Annotated in this window: 15 protein-coding genes; 10 read left to right on the top strand and 5 right to left on the bottom strand. The window is 67.6% G+C overall.

The window, feature by feature from the left end; genetic code table 11:
• The first annotated feature begins 11 nt into the window (after positions 1–11).
• Entirely contained in the window at positions 12–1,334 is a 1,323-nt protein-coding gene (locus tag ACI79T_RS12880) for a hypothetical protein (protein ID WP_456610463.1), read from the top strand.
• A gap of 4 nt (positions 1,335–1,338) precedes the next feature.
• Here ACI79T_RS12880 and ACI79T_RS12875 read toward each other — a convergent pair whose 3' ends face one another.
• Positions 1,339–2,295, bottom strand: a complete 957-nt coding sequence (locus ACI79T_RS12875) for a polysaccharide lyase (RefSeq protein ID WP_456610462.1) — start codon at positions 2,293–2,295, stop codon at positions 1,339–1,341.
• Positions 2,296–2,577: 282 nt separating this feature from the next.
• Here ACI79T_RS12875 and ACI79T_RS12870 point away from each other — a divergent pair, with 282 nt between their 5' ends.
• The 3 genes from ACI79T_RS12870 to ACI79T_RS12860 all read left to right on the top strand — a co-directional run bounded on the left by ACI79T_RS12870 (position 2,578) and on the right by ACI79T_RS12860 (position 6,254).
• Positions 2,578–3,822 carry an acyltransferase family protein gene (locus tag ACI79T_RS12870; RefSeq protein ID WP_456610461.1) on the top strand — a complete coding sequence of 415 codons (1,245 nt, stop codon included), beginning with the start codon at positions 2,578–2,580 and terminating at the stop codon, positions 3,820–3,822.
• 604 nt (positions 3,823–4,426) lie between these two features.
• Positions 4,427–5,557 carry an LCP family protein gene (locus tag ACI79T_RS12865; protein ID WP_456610460.1) on the top strand — a complete coding sequence of 377 codons (1,131 nt, stop codon included), beginning with the start codon at positions 4,427–4,429 and terminating at the stop codon, positions 5,555–5,557.
• A gap of 91 nt (positions 5,558–5,648) precedes the next feature.
• A complete protein-coding gene (locus ACI79T_RS12860; RefSeq protein WP_456610459.1) occupies positions 5,649–6,254 on the top strand; it encodes an arsenate reductase/protein-tyrosine-phosphatase family protein in 606 nt (201 codons plus the stop codon).
• Between the two features lie 89 nt (positions 6,255–6,343).
• On the opposite strand, the gene ACI79T_RS12855 is transcribed toward ACI79T_RS12860, so the two are convergent.
• From ACI79T_RS12855 to ACI79T_RS12845, 3 genes are all read right to left on the bottom strand, one after another.
• Complete coding sequence (locus ACI79T_RS12855; RefSeq protein ID WP_456610458.1) at positions 6,344–7,714, bottom strand: sugar transferase; 1,371 nt, start codon at positions 7,712–7,714, stop codon at positions 6,344–6,346.
• A gap of 286 nt (positions 7,715–8,000) precedes the next feature.
• Positions 8,001–9,404 (bottom strand): polysaccharide biosynthesis tyrosine autokinase, encoded by a 1,404-nt coding sequence (locus tag ACI79T_RS12850; protein WP_456610457.1) that lies wholly within the window; start codon positions 9,402–9,404, stop codon positions 8,001–8,003.
• Positions 9,405–9,525: 121 nt separating this feature from the next.
• Entirely contained in the window at positions 9,526–10,080 is a 555-nt protein-coding gene (locus ACI79T_RS12845) for a hypothetical protein (protein WP_456610456.1), read from the bottom strand.
• 58 nt (positions 10,081–10,138) lie between these two features.
• On the opposite strand from ACI79T_RS12845, the gene ACI79T_RS12840 reads away from it, so the two are divergent.
• Positions 10,139–11,464: a glycosyltransferase family 4 protein gene (locus ACI79T_RS12840; protein ID WP_456610455.1), complete on the top strand. Its 1,326-nt coding sequence runs from the start codon at positions 10,139–10,141 to the stop codon at positions 11,462–11,464.
• On the opposite strand, the gene ACI79T_RS12835 is transcribed toward ACI79T_RS12840, so the two are convergent.
• Positions 11,385–12,311: a GDP-L-fucose synthase family protein gene (locus ACI79T_RS12835; protein WP_456610542.1), complete on the bottom strand. Its 927-nt coding sequence runs from the start codon at positions 12,309–12,311 to the stop codon at positions 11,385–11,387. The two genes, ACI79T_RS12840 and ACI79T_RS12835, sit on opposite strands and share 80 nt — an antisense overlap.
• Before the next feature lie 124 nt (positions 12,312–12,435).
• Between ACI79T_RS12835 and gmd the strand changes: the two genes are divergently transcribed.
• From gmd to ACI79T_RS12810, 5 genes are all read left to right on the top strand, one after another.
• A complete protein-coding gene (gene gmd / locus ACI79T_RS12830) occupies positions 12,436–13,449 on the top strand; it encodes a GDP-mannose 4,6-dehydratase (protein ID WP_456610454.1) in 1,014 nt (337 codons plus the stop codon).
• A gap of 5 nt (positions 13,450–13,454) precedes the next feature.
• A complete protein-coding gene (locus ACI79T_RS12825) occupies positions 13,455–14,360 on the top strand; it encodes a glycosyltransferase family 2 protein (protein ID WP_456610453.1) in 906 nt (301 codons plus the stop codon).
• Positions 14,361–14,625: 265 nt separating this feature from the next.
• Entirely contained in the window at positions 14,626–15,600 is a 975-nt protein-coding gene (locus ACI79T_RS12820) for an O-antigen ligase family protein (RefSeq protein WP_456610452.1), read from the top strand.
• Entirely contained in the window at positions 15,597–16,739 is a 1,143-nt protein-coding gene (locus ACI79T_RS12815) for a glycosyltransferase (RefSeq protein WP_456610451.1), read from the top strand. Before ACI79T_RS12820 ends, ACI79T_RS12815 begins: the two co-directional genes overlap by 4 nt.
• A complete protein-coding gene (locus tag ACI79T_RS12810; protein WP_456610450.1) occupies positions 16,736–17,296 on the top strand; it encodes a DapH/DapD/GlmU-related protein in 561 nt (186 codons plus the stop codon). Before ACI79T_RS12815 ends, ACI79T_RS12810 begins: the two co-directional genes overlap by 4 nt.

Genomic DNA, 17,296 nt, shown 5'->3' with positions numbered 1-17,296 from the left:
GCCGCGCGATGGTGACCGGACGCCTGGGCCGGGCCCTGCGCGGGGGCAAGCTGGTCAGCCGGGGTCTCACCGTCGCCGACCAGGCGATCTCCAGCGCGAGCAACATGCTGCTGTCGGTGGCGATCGCCTCCGGGGTGAGCGCCAGCGTCTTCGGCGAGTTCGCGATCATCTACAGCATCTACTGGCTGCTGCTGGGTGGCACCCGCGCCGCCGTCCTGGATCCGCTGCTGATCACCCAGCGCAACGTGCTCAAGGGCGCGCCGGTCCACCTCGTCGCCGCGGTGTCGGCGACGGCGGTGGGCGCGATCGGGATCCCGGTCGGCCTGCTGCTGCTCGCGACGCCGCTGGACGCCGCCTGGGTGGTCTTCTTCCTCGGGCTGCCGGCGCTCCTGCTGCAGGACGCGCTGCGCTACGTCGGCTTCTTCGAGCAGCGGCCGGGCCGGGCGGTGCTGCTGGACGGCGTCTGGCTGGTGGTGATGATCGTCGCCACCGTGCTGGCCCTGACCGACGTCATCTCGGGCACCGCCGTCGTCCTGGCGCTGTGGATCCTCGGCGCGCTGCTGGCCGACGTCATCGGGCTGATCGCGTTCCGGCTGCGCCGGGAGCGGCTGGACCTGCGGGCGCGGCTGCGCGCGATGTGGCCGGTGTCCGGCCCGCTGCTCGGCGACTTCGCGCTCTCCTCGGGCTCCGGCCAGCTGACGGTCTTCCTGCTGCCGGTGGTGGCCAGCACCGCGCTGCTCGGGTCGCTGAAGGCCGCCCAGGTGGCCAACGGGCCGCTCAACATCACGGTGGCCGCGGCGAGCGTGATCTGCCTGCCGATGGTGGCGAGCGCGGTGGAGTCCGACCGCGGCCGGGCGCTGCGGATCGGCCGGGTCGCCTCGCTGGCGCTGGCCGGGGTCGCGGTCGTCTACGGCACGGTGCTCGTGCTGCTCCCGCAGGGCGTGGGGCAGGCGCTGTTCGGCGAGTCGTGGGGCTCGGGCTGGCTGGTGGCCGCGGTGAGCCTGCAGATGGTGCTGTTCGGCGTCACCCACGGGGCGCTGCTGGCGCTGCGCGGCTCGAGCAACACCAAGGCGGCGCTGCGCGTCCGGCTGTCCGTGGCGCCGGTGGCGGTCTTCCTCCCCCTCGCCGCGACCGCGGTGTGGGGCCGCACCGGGCTCATGGCGGGGCTGATCATCGCCGCGGCCACCATGTCGCTGGTGAGCTGGCTGGTCGCCGCCCGGGTGGTGCCGCGCACGCCGGCTCCTGAGGAGGCCGACGACCCGACGGCCGACCTGCCGGAGGACGCCCCGACCGGCAAGAACCCGCTGGGCTCACCGGCGTCGGCCGCGCAGTAGCCGGTCAGTCCTCGGCCGGCTCGAGGGCCACGCTCTCCTCGGTGTCGCCGCGCAGCACGTCGGTGAAGTAGAGCGTGTGCTCGCGCCGGGTGTTGCTGGCCGCGTAGATGCCCTGCTTGAGGTAGACGCTCTGCCCCTCGAAGAGGTTGGCCGCGACGGCGTTGACCCGCTGCTCGCCGTCGATCCAGACCTGGACGTTGCCCTCGGCGGGGTCGGTGGACCACTCGATCCGGACGGTGTGGTCGAGCCACTCCCCCTTCTCGAGCGGGCCGAGGTCGTAGACGGCGGTGTACTGCGCAGCCTCCTGGCCGAGCACCCCGCCGCGCACCGACAGCCGGATCTCCGGGTCGGGCCCGTCGGTGACCCAGAGGTCGACGTTCGGCGAGCCCTCGTTCGCCGTCTGGTGCCACTGCGTGTAGATGAGGAACTGGCCGCCGCCGTCCCACAGGAAGTCCTCGGGGAAGTACGTGGACCACGAGTACCACTGCACGTCGCCCTCGTCGGGCACCCCGGTCTCCCCGATGGTGGAGCGGACCTCACCGCGGATGGTTGTGTCGACGCCGAAGGTGAAGTCACCGGGGCGGGCGGAGAACTGCGCGGAGTACTCGTAGCCGGGGCGCACCGGCTCATCGACGACCTGCACCTGCTCGGGGCGGGCGACGTGCAGCTCGCTCCAGTCGGAGAGGTCGCCGTCGGCGTAGCTCCACACGTGCTCGGGCGCGCCCTCGGCGGACGACCGCGAGGGGAACCCCGACGTCTCGAACAGCGGCCCCGTCGTCGGGACCGGCTCGAGCTCGGACTCCGGCACCGCGCGGGTCTCCAGCGGCGTCGACGTCGGCTGCGCCGGCGCGGCGGAGGGGGTCGGCTCCTCGGGGGCGGGCTCGTCGGATCCGCAGGCCGTCAGGACGAGCGACGCCGTCACCGCCAGAGCGAGCGGCAGCCGGCGGCGTCCTCGGGTCACGTCACTTCCCTCTTGGCGCAGGTTCTCGGACGGCGTCCGGACCCCGCATGGCGGCAGGGGTCACCGGCCGCCCGGACCGGGCGGACGAGATCGAATGTACCGATCTACGGGCTGTAGGCGCAGCGTCACCGCAGCGCACACGGCAACCGGGTGTTCACACGTCCGTGAGCTCGACGGCGGGCGGCGCCGACCGGCAGCGCCTATCGTGGAGGAGATGATCTTCACCGGGCGAGCCGTCGCCGAGCCGCTCGGGTTGTTCCGCGCGTCCGGGAGGCAGTGACGGTGTCGACGCCACGCTCCAGCGCGACGTCACGGCTGCGGCCGACCGGCCAGCCCGGGAACCGCCGGCCGTCCGCGCTCCCCCCGCGCCGCGGGGCGCCCTCGTCCGGCGAGCCCACCTCGGGCGGGCCCACGTCGGGCGCGGCCCCGGCCCGGCCGCGGACCGCGCGGCTGGACTCGCTGACCGGCCTGCGCTTCGTGGCGGCACTGCTGGTGTTCGCCTCGCACTCGATCGCGTCGTTCGAGTTCACCCCGATCGCGGAGGCGATCGACCCGTACCTGGAACCGGGTGCGGCGGGCGTGAGCTTCTTCTTCATCCTCAGCGGCTTCGTGCTCACCTGGACGCACCGCCCCGGCGACCGCGCCGGCCCGTTCTACCGCCGGCGGTTCGCCCGCATCGCACCCGCGTACTGGGTGGCGGTGATCGCGTTCATCCCGCTGAACGCGCTGGCCCGCCCGGAGGAGACCGGGACGCTCCTGGTGCAGATGGCACCGTCGTTCGTCGGCCTGCACGCGTGGTTCCCGGACAACGAGATCTACTGGGCCGGGAACGGCGTCACCTGGTCGATCTCCTGCGAGATGTTCTTCTACGCCATGTTCCCGCTGCTCATCGTCGGGGCGCTGCGGCTCTCCGAACGGGCGCGCTGGTGGACCGCCGGGGTGCTCTGCCTCATGGTCATCGTGCCGCCGCTCGTGCTCGCGCCGCTGACCCACGGCGAGACGGTGGCCGACTGGGCGATCTTCATCTTCCCGGTGCAGCGCCTGTGGGAGTTCGCCCTCGGCATCCTGATCGCGCTGTGGATCAAGGAGGGCCGCCGGATCCGCCGCCTCGGCATCTGGGGCGCCCTGGGCCTGGTCGCCGTCGCCTACGCCGTCGCGGTGGTCGCCCCCGCGTACCTGATCTGGGTGGCCATCCCGTTCATCCCGTTCGCGCTCACCATCGCGACGGCCGCACAGGCCGATCTCGACGGCCGCCCGTCGGTGTTCCGGCACCCGGTGCTGGTGAAGCTCGGCGAGTGGTCGTTCGCCTTCTACCTCACCCACCAGCTGGTGATCCGGGCCGTGGACTACGTGCTCGAACCCACCAGCGTCCCGGTGGCGATAGGCGCGACGGCGCTGGCCCTGGTCGTGTCGGTCGCCAGTGCGTACGTGCTCTTCACGGTGGTCGAGAAGCCGCTGGAGCGGCGGCTGCGCGGCGGCACCCTGCCGGTGAGCACCGGCGGTGCCGGCCACGTCCAGAAGCGCTAGCGCCATTCCGTAACCGAACGACCGGAGCACCACCAGATTTGGGGGGCACGGTGTTTGCCGAGCTGTGACCCGATAGCGGGCATGTGCAGGTAGCTTTCAGGGAAGTGATCCCGGTCACGGGGGAATGGCAATTCCGTCCGGTCGGATCCGGCGTCGAGCCGGCGACATAGAGGAACAGCCCATGAGCTGGGTGCTGATCGTCATCGCGGTGTGGGGGCTCGTCGCCCTCGGCGTGGCTCTCGCAATCGGGGGTGCCGTCCGCCTGGCCGATCGCCGGGCCACGGAGGACCTGAGCCGGCGCGGGGAACGGGCCACCGGAACGCCATCCCCCGGAGCCGCGGACCCGGCGATCCCCCGTGCCGCCGCGCCCGGGGACGAGCGAGCGGGGTCGGTCCCCCGACCGACAGCTTCGGCCGAGGGTGGGGCCCGCACGGCACAACCCCGCCGGGCGACCGTGCACGGCTGCATCACCCCTGCTGAGCGGATCCCCGCCGAGCGCCAGCCCGGGGCCGCCTGACCTCACCCCCGAGGGTCAGGGCTCCCGTCGCCTTCTTCCGTGCCGCCGTAACCTCGGCCGGGTTCGACGGCTGACGGGGGCAGGGGCATGCGCGACGACGAGAACGGCTCGTCCGGGCAGGACGGACGCGACGGCGCTCGCGCGCACGACACTGCGCCGCTCCTCCCCGTGCTCGACGACGACCCGGACGAGACGGCGGGTGACGCCCGTCCCCGTCGCCGCGGGCGGCGGGTGCTGTTCAGTCTCGGCGTGCTGACTCTCGTCCTGGTCGTGCTGGTCGGCGGCGGCTTCTGGTTCCTCGCCGACCGGTGGGCCGGCAACATCGACCGGGTCTCCGACGTCTTCGCCGACCTGGAGAACGAGGCGCGCCCCGCGCCCGCCACGCCGCAGCAGGAGGCCGGCGAAGAGCCGATCACCTTCCTGCTGGTCGGCTCGGACACTCGCAGCGAGGGTGAGCAGGGCGTCGACCCCGGCGGTCGCTCGGACGCGATCATGCTTGCCCGTCTCTCGGCGGACCGTCAGCACGCGCAACTCATCTCCATCCCGCGTGACTCATGGGTGGACATCCCCGGCTACGGCATGAACAAGATCAATGCCAGCTACGCCTTCGGGGGCCCGACGCTGCTGATCCAGACGGTGGAGCAGCTGACCCAGGTGCGCATCGACCACTACGTCGCCATCGACTTCGAGGGCCTGATCCAGGTGACCGACGACCTCGGTGGCGTGGACGTGGTGGTGGCGGAGACGACGAGCAATGGCCCGTACACCTTCGAGGCCGGCCTCAACCACCTCGACGGCGACGAGGCCCGCTGGTACCTCGGGCAGCGCTACGGCCTGGCCGGCGGCGACTTCGACCGGGTGAAGCGGCAACAGCAGTACCTGCGGGCGATGTTCGACAAGCTGTTCAGCTCGGACACGTTCACCAGCCCGCCGAAGCTCGACGCCGCCATGCTGGCCATCACCAGCGCGGTGAGCGTCGACGACACCCTCAGCAACGGCGACCTGGTGAGCATGGCGTATTCGATGCGCGGGGTGACCCCGGCCGACGTCGAATTCTTCACCGCTCCGGTACTCGGGACCGGCATGGAGGGGGCGGCCAGCGTGGTCTACCTCGACGACGTGGCCGCCGAGCGGATGTGGGAGTACCTGCGCACCGACTCGCTCGGTCAGAACGCCGACGAGTTCGCCGACGAGGCGCTCCCCGACGTCCCCCGCTGATCCAGTCGGCCTGGGGCCTCGACTCCCCCGCTGGAGTCAGACGCGTCCCTGGAACGGTCCGCGACGACTCCCGTTCTCCTAGCGTCGTCTCGTGCGCATTCTCTTCGTCTGCCGCGGCAACCGATGCCGCTCCCCCATCGCGGAGTTGCTCGCCACCGCATGGGGACATGGGATGCTCGCGGACAGCCCGGAACTCGCAGGCGTGGAAGTCGCCAGCCTTGGCCTCGAGGCGGTGGCCGGATATGCGATGGACCCCGCCTCCGCGGCTGCTCTCACTGCGCTTGGTGGCGATCCGACCGGCTTTCGCACCCGTCCCTTCGCCGCCGACCTCGTCGAGCACTACGACCTGGTGTTCACGATGACCCGGAGGCAGCGCCAGACGGTGTTGGAGGCCAGCCCCCGTGGCCTGCGGCGGACGTTCACGCTGACCGAGGCGACCGACCTGTTGGGCCAGGCGGACCTCACCGGCCTGGCGCTACAGCCACTGACCGAGCGAGCCCGCACGCTGGCCCGACGACTGGATGCGGCGCGGACCGGGCGGGCCCGCAACAAGACCGACGACATCGCCGACCCGATCGGTCAGAAGGCGACGGTGCACCGGGAGACGGCCGAAGTGATCGCAGCGGCACTGCGTCCACTGGTCGACGTCCTGTTCACCAGCGTGCGCGACCGGCTTCCTTCACCCAGTGCCGCCTGACGGAGCGGGGCAGCGCGGCTCCCGCGAACGAGACGATCGCCTGGTGCGACCGCCCATCCGGGTCGGCCCGGCCGCCTCGGTGCCGGCGGTCAGTACGCTCCCGAGCCACGGAGGACAGCGCCCACGGTCTTCCAGAGGATCATCAGGTCCAGGGAGAGCGACCAGTTTTCCACGTACCGGACATCCATCCGCACCGAGTCATCCCAGGACAGGGCGGACCGGCCGCTCACCTGCCACAGACCGGTGAGCCCGGGCTTCACCAGGAAACGCCGGTGCATGTCGTACCCGTACTGCTCGACCTCGGTCTGCAGCGGCGGCCGCGGGCCGACCAGTGACATTTCGCCCCGCAGCACGTTGAACAACTGGGGGAGTTCGTCCAGCGAGTAACGGCGCAGCACCTTGCCGATGCGAGTGACGCGCGGGTCATCCTTCTTCTTGAAGAGGACTCCATTGCCGTCGCTCTCAGCCACCAACTGCGCGACCATCCCGTCGGCACCGACGACCATGCTGCGGAACTTCAGCATGAAGAAGGGGCTACCGTTCCGCCCCACGCGCTCCTGGCGGAAGAAGACCGGACCGGGGCTGGTGAGCTTGACGGCGAGTGCCAGCGCCGCGAGCAGCGGTGCGATCAGGATCAGCCCGAAGGCCGCCGCCGAACGATCGAAAACGTCCTTGGTGAACCGGCGGACGCCCCGCAGCTCGGGTCGTTCCATGTGCAGCAGCGGCAGCCCGCACACCGGCCGGATTCGCACACGGGGCCCGACGATCTCGGTGACGGCCGGCGCGAGCAGCAGTTCGGCTGCGGTGTCCTCGAGCGCCCAGCCGAGGCGGCGCAGCGCCGGCCCGTCCAGCTCCGGCGAAGGCAACACGGCCACCGTGTCGACCTCGTGCCGGCGGACGACATCGACGACCTCGTCAAGGCCACCCAGGACAGGCAGCCCGTCGAACTGCGTAGCCGATGCATCCGGGAGGCAACACCCGATGACCCGATAGCCGTGGTACGCCTCTCGCTGGATCTGCTGGCGCAGCCCCGCTACGCCACTGCGGTGCCCGACGAGGACCACGGTCGACTGGAATCGACCGTCGCGGCGCTGGCGGTGCAACCACTGCCGCTGGGCGTAGCGGTGCAGCAGCGTGAGGACCGTGGCCAGCGGCAGCGCGAGGACGACGAAGCCACGGGCTACGTCGAGCTGGAAGCCCCAAGAAACGGTGCCGACGGCGGCGAGCAGGAGTGCGGCGGCGAAGAAGACACGACGGAACTCTTCCGCCCCAATCCAGAGGAAGCGCTGCTCGTAGCTGCGGGCGACCAGCATGGCGAAGACCCACGCGACAGGCAGCACCACGGCCAGCAGGAAGGGCGTTGGCCCGCTGGTCGCCTCGCCGACACCGAAGTGCACGAGATAGCCGACGACGGCGGCGACGGCAGCGCACAGCGCATCCCCCAGCCCGATGCGCTGCACGTATGCCCCGCGCCACGCCTGGCGGGCCGCCGTTCCGTCCCCGCGTAGCTGCAGCGCCGGACGCACAGAGTTACTTGCTGATGCCACTGAGTAGCGGACCGGTCCGTCACTCACCCGCGATGCCACTGCGCCACTACCCCCGCGAAGCCGATGCCGGCAGCCGAGGCGTCGCCCGACCGGACGCCCGGGAACTCCAAGGTTCAACCGCCGCCGTGAAACTACCGACTCGAAGTGGACCTGAACAGAGCCGTAACCGGATTCGTTCGCGGGAACGCTGTGACCCGCGCTACTGCCCGTCCGGCGGCGGCGCGTGTCGGTGCTTTCCGGGAGCACGGTCGGCGTCGTAGCCGTAGCCGTAGCCGTAGGCGTAGGCGGAGGCGAGCTCGGCCTTGGGCGGCACGATGTTGAGGACCAGGCCGAGCAGGGTGGCACCGACCCGCTCGAGGGTCGCGGCCGCCTGCTGCACCTGGTCCTTCCGGGTGCTGCCGTAGCGCACCGAGAGCACGACGCCGTCCATGTGGACCGCCAACCCGGTCGAATCGGCCACGGGCAGCAGCGGCGGCGCGTCGACCAGGACGAAGTCATTGTCCGCGCGCAACTTGTCGAGGAGTGCGGACATCTGCTTGGAACCGAGGAGCTCGCCCGGGTTGGGTGGCGTGGGACCGGCGGCGATGACCGACAGGTTCTCGCGGTGGCGTTGGGCGACGTCCTCGACGTCGGCGCTGCCGGCCAGGATGTTGGTGAGCCCAACGCCGCCCACCAGCCCGAGGTAGCGGGTGACCTTCGGCCTGCGGAGGTCGGCCTCGACGACGGTGACCCGCTGTCCGGCGTCCGACAGGGCGAGCGCGAGGTTGATCACGAGGGTGGTCTTGCCCTCGGACGGCACAGCACTGGACACCATGATCACCTTGGGCGGCTGATCCACGTTAAGGAACTGCAGGTTCGTGCGCAGCTGGCGGTAGTCCTCGACCGTCCGCCCGTCGCCGACACGGTCGATGGTGTGCACCTTGTCCAGCGCGGCGTCACGGAGCACGCTGCCGATGACCGGAGCGCCGGCCAGCTCGGCGGTCTCCTCAGGGTCCTTGACGGACCGGTCGAGCCGGGCGCGCAGGATGGCCAAACCGGCGCCGATGAGCAGGCCGACGAGCAGGCCGAGCGCGGTGTTCCGGCTGGTGTTCGGCGAGCTCGGCGCATCCGGCACTTCAGGACGGTCGGTGACCGTGACCTCTACCAGGGAGAACTGCTCGCCATCCGGGGTCTCGAGCTCGTCCACGAAGTCGATGAACGTCTCACCCACCGTGGTAGCGATCGCTGCCGCAAGGTCAGGGGAGTCGTCGGTGACCTCGACGTCGATGAGCACGGTGTCGGCCACCGCCGTGGCCGTGATCCGGTCGGAGAGCGTCGACGGTGAGACAGCGAGGTCGAGCCGATCGATGACCCGCGCGGCGACCTCCTCCCCCGCGATCAGCCGGGCATAGGAGGAGACCCGCTCCTGGGAGAACTGACTGCCCTGAAAGACGTCGGAGGTCGAGGTCGCGTCTCGCGTGGATACGAAGAGCTGGGTCTGCGACGTGTAGAGCGGTGTCTGCAGCAGGCTGACGCCGAATGCAATCACACCTCCGGCCACCAGACCGATGAGCGGCAGCCACCATGTAGCGCGCAGCGCGGCCAGGACGTCCCTCAGCTCCACTTCGTCCCCGTTTCATCAGAGGCCGGCGCGAGGCATCGGCCGACTCACCCCTGGAATCCAGGACGATAGGTCACGAGCAAGGGCCAGGAAGACCGCCCAGCGACACCCTGCCCCTTGCGAGTCAGGTGAACCGCGGCCCTATGACCTCGCCGGCGGGCTGGCCGAAGACCATGCCATCCGGAACCTCGCCGCTCACCACGGTCCCGGGTGTCACCAACGCCGACACTCCGATTCGACTCCCCCCGAGCACCACGCACCGGGCGGTGACCCAGGCGCCGTCCTCGACGGTCACCGGGCGGGTCAACAGAGCCATGTCGCGCCGATGGGCGTGCGACCCGGTCGTGATGAAGGTTCCCTGCGAGACCACGGCGTCGGAACCGATGGTGAGCTGGTCCTGGTTGTGCAACCAGACGTCCTCTCCGATCCAGCTCCGATCCCCGATCGAAAGCTTCCAGGGGAAGCGGACCCGCAGCCGGGGCCGCAGCAGCACGCCCTCACCGATCGTGGCGCCGAAGGCTACCAATGCCGCACGCCGCAGTCGGGAACTGATCTGCCACGGATTGGTGACGAGCAGGAGCTCGACGACGCCCCAGGCATAGACTTTCCAGGCGGGGGCGTCCCACTTCTCACCCGAACCGGGGGCAGCCGCGAGATCGATCACCGTCGGTCGCTCCACGAGGGCGAGGATACGGTTAGTCGAGTTAACACACATGCACCGACCTGCGGGGGATTCTGTGCACGCGTCCACTGAAGGCCCTGATCGGCGTGCGCGCATCGTCGTACTCGGCCTGAACTATGCGCCGGAGACGACCGGTATCGCGCCCTACACGACCGGAATGGCGCGCCACCTTGCCGCCTGCGGCCACGAGGTGACGGCGATCACCGGCCATCCGCACTATCCGGAGTGGGAACTCCATCCGGGTTTCGAGGAGGCGCGCCCACCGGAAGACGACGCCGGCGTCCGGCTGGTACGCGTCTCCCACCCGGTGCCGAAGAATCCGCATGGCCTGTCCCGCGTGTGGATGGAGGCTGTCTTCGCCATGCGGGCTGCAGTGCAGCTCCTCCGGGCACGGCCGAACGTGGTCATCGTCGTCAGCCCGGCGCTGTTGGCGTTGCTCCCCGCGGTGCTGCTCCGTCCAGTGCTGCGCCACCGGGTCGGCGCCGTGGTCCAGGATCTCTACGGCGCCGCGCTGTCGGAGACTGGGCTGGGCGGCGGGACCGTCGCGCGGGCCACGGCATGGCTAGAGCTCTTCCTGCTGCGCCGGGTGAGCGGGGTCGCCGTGATCCACGACGTCTTTCGCAGGCGGCTCGTCGCGGCCGGCCTGCCCAAGCACCAGATCGATGTCATCCCGAACTGGTCGCACGTGACAATGCCAGGTGCGGATCGCGCTGCCACACGCCGAGCCCTCGGATGGGGAGAGAACGAGTTCATCGCCCTGCACGCGGGCAACATGGGTGCCAAGCAGGGCCTCGAAGGCTTGATTGACGTCGGGCGGCTCGCCGAGGAACGGGGCAGCGCTGTCCGCGTGGTGCTTCTCGGGGACGGCGCACGCCGTGAGGCCCTCCGCCAATACGCCGGGGATCTGTCCCATGCCTCGTTCCTGGACCCATTGCCCAAGGGGCGGTTTGAGGCGGCGCTCGAAGCGGCCGACTGCCTCCTGCTCCACGAGCGGCCCGGCGTCGTGGAGATGTCGGTGCCGAGCAAGCTGACGACGTACTTCACGGCCGGCCGGCCGGTGGTTGCGGCGACCGACCCGGCGAGCGGCGCGGCAGCACTGATGGCTCTCTCCGATGCGGGGTTGACCGTCCGCGCCGGCGACGCAGGCGGCATCCTGGCGGCGATCGAGTCGCTGGCGTCCGCCCCTGCCGCCGCAGAGGCTCACGGGTCCAACGGGCAGTACTACGCCGGCGAGCACCTGACCGGTGCACGTTCGCTGGCCCTCATCGAAGCCTGGATCGAGGGCCTCGGCGCCAACCCGTTCAGGTCCGCTGAAGCCGCCCTGTCTCCAGTTGCTCGCAGTACCAGCGGTACGTCTGCGTCAGACCATCCCGCAGCGTGATCTGCGGTTCCCACCCGAACGACCTGATCCTGCTGACGTCGAGCAGCTTGCGCGGCGTGCCATCCGGCTTGCTGGAGTCGAACTCGAGCTCGCCCTCAAAACCCACCACCTCGGCCACGAGCTCGGCGATCTCGCGGATGGAGAGATCCTCGCCGACGCCGATGTTGACCGGATCCGGCTCGTCGTAGTGCTCGAGCAGATGTACGCACGCACGAGCCAGGTCGTCCACGTGGAGAAACTCCCGGCGGGGAGTGCCCGTTCCCCAGACCGTGACCGAGGGGGCTCCCGAGCGCGCCGCCTCGTCGAAGCGCCGGATCAGGGCCGGCAGGACGTGCGAACCCGTCGGGTGGAAATTGTCCCCTGGGCCGTAGAGGTTGGTCGGCATCGCGGAGATGTAGTGCACGCCGTACTGCCGGCGAAGCGCCTGCACGTGCAGGACGCCGGCGATCTTGGCGATCGCGTAGGCATCGTTGGTCGGCTCGAGGGGACCGGTCAGCAGCGAGTCCTCGCGGATCGGCTGCGGCGCGAACTTCGGGTAGATGCAGCTCGACCCGAGGAACAGCAGCTTGGTGGCGCCATGCCGGGCTGCGGCATCGAGAACGTTGACCTGGATGCGCAGGTTGTCGGACAGGAAGTCAGCGGGGTAGGTGCTGTTGGCCAGGATCCCGCCGACCTTGGCCGCCGCCACGACGACCGTGGCCGGCCGCTGTTCGGCGAAGAAGGCTTCGACGGCGACCGGATCACGCAGGTCCAACTCGGACGACGACCGGGTGACCAGGTTGGAGAAGCCCAGCCTCTGCAGGTAGCGCAGCACAGCGCCACCCACGAGGCCCCGGTGCCCGGCCACGTAGGTGCGGGCACTCCGATCGAGCGAGGTTACGGTCACAGTCGGTTCTCCCCGTGTCAGACGAACACCTAGGCTATCCGCCGACCCACTCGGAAGGTCCGGGTGACGACCACACGGGGGAAACGTGGCTAAGTCGGCATTGATCACAGGAATCACCGGACAAGACGGCTCATACCTGGCCGAACTCCTGCTGAGCAAGGGCTACGACGTCCATGGCATCGTCCGCCGATCGTCGTCCTTCAACACCGAGCGACTGGACGACATCTACCAGGACCCCCATGTCGTCAACCAGCGCCTGTTCCTGCATTTCGGCGATCTGAACGATGGGGTCACGCTGATCAACATCCTTCGGGACGTCAACCCGGACGAGGTGTACAACCTCGGCGCACAGTCGCACGTGCGCGTCTCGTTCGATCAGCCGGTGTTCACCGGTGACGTCACAGGAGTGGCCGCGATGCGACTGCTAGAGGCAGTCCGTGCGGCACGGGTGCGGACGAAGATCTACCAGGCGTCATCCTCTGAGATGTTCGGGGCGACCCCTCCCCCGCAGAACGAAGAAACGCCCTTCTACCCGCGTAGCCCCTACGGGGCGGCCAAGGTCTACGCCTACTGGGTCACTCGCAACTACCGCGAGGCATACGACCTCTTCGCGGTCAACGGCATTCTGTTCAACCACGAGTCGCCTCGACGTGGCGCCACGTTCGTCACCCGCAAGGTCACCCGCGCCGTCGCCCGCATCCAGGCGGGCCTTCAGGACAAGCTCTACATGGGCAACCTCGATGCCGTGAGGGACTGGGGCTACGCCCCGGAGTACGTCGAAGGCATGTGGCGAATGCTCCAGGCCCCGAAGCCAGACGACTACGTCCTCGCGACGAACACGGCGTACTCCGTGAAGGACTTTGTCCGCATGGCGTTCGAGCACGCTGGCCTGGAGTGGGAGAAGTACGTCGACTACGACGCTCGCTACGAGAGGCCCACCGAAGTGGATGCCCTTATTGGCGACTATTCGAAGGCCAAAAATGAGCTTGGCTGGGAACCGAAGGTTCGCACGCCAGAACTCGTTCGAATAATGGTCGACGCGGACATCGCACTGCTGGACGACGAACGGTCCGGTCGCCGTGTGCGGATTGACAAGTAGTCGCGATGACGTCGACTAGCCCCGATAAGGCTGCTAACCGAGGCGCACCAGTCCCCAAGTCGATTCCCGTCAGTGTCATAATCCTCACCAAGAACGAGGAAGCCAACATCGGCACAACCCTCCGTCAAGTAAGGGATTTCGAGGACGTTATCGTCGTGGACTCCCACAGCACGGACGATACGTGCAGAATCGCCAGGGCAGAGGGCGCGACAGTCGTATCCTTCCAGTGGGACGGCAAATACCCCAAGAAGAAGCAGTGGTCACTGGAGAACGCCGGCGCCAAGTATGACTGGGTACTCCTGTTGGACGCAGACGAGTATCCGTCGGAGGACTTGGTTCGTGAGATCTACGACCTCGATCTCGCCGGTACTCTAGCAACCGGTCCAGACGCCTACGACATTCAGTTGTCTTATCGGTTTGCGGGGCGGATATTGCGCCACGGACACCAGGTGGCGAAGCGAAGCCTTCTAAACAAGCGGACTGTCCGGTTCCCTGAAGTTGGCGACCTCGACGCCCCTGGCATCCGGGAGGTTGAGGGGCACTACCAACCTCACGGTCGCTCGAAGCCGGGACGTATGCGCGCGGCGATAATTCACGACGACCGGGACCCCGTATCCACATGGTTTGAGCGACATAACCGCTACTCTGACTGGGAGGCCCATCTCCGCCACAACCGCGCTCTACGCCAAAGAGTCGCCGCACTGCGATCCGACCGAGGGGCGCGCTTCGACAGGATCCCCGCTAAGCCTCTGGCCTTCTTTCTGTACTCGTACATAGTTCGGCTCGGGATCCTGGACGGTCGCGCTGGCCTCGACTACGCCCTTGCCCTCTCCATGTACTACTGGCAAATCTCCGTGAAGGTCCGAGAGAAGAGTCGGGGTAGTGGCGATACAGCCTCGGCACGCGACTGAGGCGTCAATCCGGGGCAATCGCTTCAGTGCATCACGAGTCTCACTCATCGGCATCTCCGCGACCGTACCCTTCGTGCGAGGAGCCTTAGGCGAGTACTCAAGCTACTGGTCAAGTGTAGTGATTGCGTTGATACTGGCCATGGCCTTGATAGGTCGGACAGTTGTGCCACCCAGAGGAGAACGCTTCTTGGTTGCGGCCGCACTCTTAGCGTGCGCGGCCGTCGGGAGCTCGCCCGAGGCCCAGTCCCCAATAGGCTCCGCACTAGTGGCCATCCAGATGGTCACCATGATTGGCATTGCCCCCCTAGCCGCGGCCTGGGTCTACACTCATCGACGCCGCGATATTATCGCCATGGCGTCCTGGTTCACCGCTAGCCAGACTCTGTCCTCTATAGCCGGCGCACTGCAGGCTAGCGGCTTTGAAGTCCTTGGCGACTCCAGTCTGTACGGTCGATCGCCCGGACTTGCGGGCCACCCCAACACTATGGGCGTTATGGCGTCCGTTGCCATTATCCTTGCGCTCGACGGCCTGCGAAGCAGAAGCCGCCCCGGTAGTGCAGTGATTTCCGTTGTCCTCATCGTCAACACGGCTGGCCTGGTGGTGACCGGGAGCACATCCGCCATGCTGTCCTTGGCGCTCGCATTACTCGTCTACGCCCACCTCCGGCGAACGACCGCCATGACCTACCTGACGGGTGCAGCGGCACTACTTCTAGCCCTCATTTTTAGCATTGCAGTATCGACGGCTAGCGGGGCGTTCGAATCTCCCGTCGCCCGACTGGCCCAGGTTACTGGCCAGACCGACGAGGTCAGCACCGTCGCAGACCGGTTTCGAACCATAACGTACGCCTGGCATGGAATCGTAGGTGATCCGCTCTTCGGGGTAGGCTTGGACGACGCCAGCGGAGGCACCTTTAATGGCGTGGTCCTTACTCACAATCTGCCAGTCCGAGCCTGGTATCAAGGTGGCATACTGGCGTTTGTCGCAATACTGTTGCTATATACCGTCCTTCTTGGCTTGCTAGCAGCAGCCTCCAAGAAGCGCCCCACCGAGGCCGCCACACCCGCGTCAATCGCAACAATACTGGCGGTATTCGCGCTCACGTCAGCCATGTTTCAACAGCCCCTGTACTGGGTGATACTTTCAACGGCACTCGCCGTGGCTCTCCTCGTGGTACATGAACGGTCCACTGCTAACACTCTCGTCGACGGCGCTAAAGAACTGAAGGAGCGAGAATGACGTGGACTAACAGGTCGCGAGAGGCGGATGGAGACAAGCCGGGCTATGCGCTGTACCTCGCCGTTATCCCGTCTTACAGACGTGCATGTATAAGCATTCTGCGCAAGCGTCTCGGCAGGCAACTATCGCTCTATACGAGCGAAGCCCATCTGGACACTAGCGTTCGAACAGGCGTCCCTTCGGAAGAATACCGTCCCACCGGCACCTATCGCCTCTTGGGGTCGCGCATCTTATTGCAAACGGGGCACTGGCGCGAGGCCCTTCAAACGAGGGCACTAGTCGTGGATCTAAATCCCCGGAGTATCACAGCTTGGGTCCTATTGGCTGCGATGCGATTGCTCCGCCGTAGAGTGCTCGTATGGGGGCATCTGCACCCGCAGGCAGGACCTCGATCGCGATCAGCCGTACTGCGCCGGACGATGCGCAGACTAGCTTCGGGAACGATCCTCTACGGCTACGATAGCGTCAAGCCGGCGCGGAGGGAGTTGCCTGCAGGCCCCGTATGGGTGGCACCCAACTCCCTCTATCTGGCTCGCGACATACGTCCCGCAACTGGCGAAGGGGATGCCAATGCGTTCTTGTATGTGGGCAGACTCGAACCCGACAAGAACGTCGGCCTGTTGATTGACGCGTTCGCCGACTCACAGGTCTGGCGTGATGGCTACCGACTAACGATCGTTGGTTTCGGATCGCAGGAGGTTGACCTCAGGGACCTCGCGCGGACCCGTGGCGTTGAGCCCCATGTGGACTTTCTTGGCAGAGTTGAAGGGGCCGACGCCTTACGCGCCGTCTACGCCCGCACTTTGTGGAGTGTCAGCCCCGGATACGTGGGCCTCACATTGACGCAGAGCTTGGGATTCGGGGTGCCGATTTTGATCCCATCCGAGACACGCCACTCTCCTGAGGTGGAGTTGCAACGTTTCGGCGGAGTCCGCGTATTCGAACGTGGCCGAGCAGGGCTCGCTATGGCCCTGCAAGGGTCAGTGACAGAACTTTGGACCCCGGAGGATGCTAAACGATTGTCCAGCGCCGTGGCCCGACACTATACCGCTGAGACTATGGCCGAAGGCCTCATCGCCGCGCTCGAAGGACGCCCACAGGAGCTGGGCATGGACGGTTGGGGAATGACCAAGGCATGACTGAGACAAAGTCGAGGTCGGGGCTTCCACGCATCATCAGGTGGGCAATGCGCCGACTCCTGAATCACCTTGCGCTAAACGAGAACGTCACTGTAGGCGAGCGGTTTCGAGCTGGCCGCCGGGTTGTTATCAGTTCCCCGCATGGGCTTGTGATTGGCAACGACGTGAGCATTGGTCCCAACACAATCATCCAGGTTGATGGCGCTATCGGCGACTATGCGATGATCGGGATGGGAGTCCAAATCGTTGGCCGTCAAGATCACGCCATTGACATGGTGGGCGTTCCGATGCTGAAAGCCACCTGGGTAGGCGATCGACCCGCCACCGGACGTGATGGAATCCGGATTGGCCGAGACGTTTGGATAGGCGGGGCCTCCGTCGTGCTAAGTGGCGTATCCATCGGAGATGGGGCGATCGTTGGGGCAGGGTCAGTAGTGACACACGATGTACCGCCATTCGGGATAGTCGGCGGAGTCCCCGCCCGCACCATCGGATGGAGGTTCCCGGAGGAATCTCAGCGCGAGGAGCACCTCCGGAGACTAGATCGTGGCCGTTGA

Source organism: Blastococcus sp. SYSU DS0619 (assembly GCF_054051035.1).
This window is presented reverse-complemented; position numbering and strand designations above follow the sequence as displayed.

Bases quoted from the DNA above. Each gene is read 5' to 3' on its own strand.
- ACI79T_RS12865 (WP_456610460.1), top strand. From the start codon at position 4,427: ATGCGCGACGACGAGAACGGCTCGTCCGGGCAGGACGGACGCGACGGC.
- ACI79T_RS12825 (WP_456610453.1), top strand. From the start codon at position 13,455: ATGACGTCGACTAGCCCCGATAAGGCTGCTAACCGAGGCGCACCAGTC.
- ACI79T_RS12815 (WP_456610451.1), top strand. From the start codon at position 15,597: ATGACGTGGACTAACAGGTCGCGAGAGGCGGATGGAGACAAGCCGGGC.
- ACI79T_RS12810 (WP_456610450.1), top strand. From the start codon at position 16,736: ATGACTGAGACAAAGTCGAGGTCGGGGCTTCCACGCATCATCAGGTGG.